Origin of the sequence: Kitasatospora sp. NPDC057692, assembly GCF_042799475.1 — a bacterium.
Classification (GTDB): domain Bacteria; phylum Actinomycetota; class Actinomycetes; order Streptomycetales; family Streptomycetaceae; genus Kitasatospora.
In genome coordinates this window covers 1-1,042 of record NZ_JBHVIV010000211.1, presented here as the reverse complement: position 1 = coordinate 1,042, position 1,042 = coordinate 1, and the positions used below count along the sequence as shown (strand labels likewise).

The window sequence follows — 1,042 nt, the reverse complement described above, 5'->3', positions numbered from 1 at the left end:
GCCTCGGGCCTGGGCCTGCGGGTGGCCGGTCACGAGCTGCTGGGCGCGACCGTCGACCTGGCGGGCGAGGGCGGCGCCGTGTTCACGGGGCGTCTTTCCCTGTCCGCGCAGCCCTGGCTCGCCGACCACACCGTCCTGGGCAGCGTCCTCCTCCCCGGCACGGCATTCGTCGACCTCGCGATCGCGGCCGGTGACCACCTCGGCGCCGGACACCTCGAAGACCTCACCCTCCACGCCCCCCTCACCATCACCGAGAACGTTCACCTCCAGATCACCCTCACCCCCGACGACAACGACGGCTTCACCCTCGCCGTCCACTCCCGCCCGGAGAACGGCGAAGGCGTCTGGATCCGCCACGCCAGCGGCCGCCTGACCTCGGACGTCACCGAGCCTGCGGCGGCGGCCGATGTATGGCCGCCGGCGGGTGCCGAGCGCATCGACCTCGACGGCCTCTACGAGCGCCTCGCCGACCGCGGCTACGCCTACGGCCCGCTCTTCCAGGGTCTCCACACAGCCTGGCGCCAGGACGGCGACCTCTTCGCGGAGATCACGCTTCCCCAGGACGACACGGACACCACCGGCTTCGGCCTCCACCCGGCCCTCCTCGACGCCGCCCTCCACACCCTCCTGTTCACGGAGGAGGACGACGCGTCCCCCACCCGGGGCGGAACCAAGCCGCCCGTCCTGCTGCCGTTCGCGTGGAGCGGCGTCACCCTCCACGCGACCGGCGCCACCGCCCTGCGCGTCCGCTGGCAGTCGACGGGCGAGAACACCCACGCCCTCACCGCCACCGACCCCACCGGCACCCCGGTCGTCACCATCGACGCCCTCACCCTCCTCCCCACGACCACCACCCAACTCGCCACCCCGACCACCAACGACCTCTACCACCTCACCTGGACCCCCACCCCCAAGGCCACCGGGTCCACCATCACCGGTGACCCGGTCGTCCTCGGCACCGAGACCTTCGGCCTCGACGCACCCGTCCACACCGACCTGGACACCGTGCCCGCGCACGCCCACGTCCTCCTCACCATCGAAC

Annotated in this window: 1 protein-coding gene; it reads left to right on the top strand. The window is 72.6% G+C overall.

Translation table 11 applies throughout. The features are described 5' to 3' along the window. Nucleotides 1-1,042, top strand: a 1,042-nt coding sequence (locus ACFVFS_RS40870; RefSeq protein ID WP_380630193.1) for a polyketide synthase dehydratase domain-containing protein, incomplete at both ends; no start/stop codon positions are given.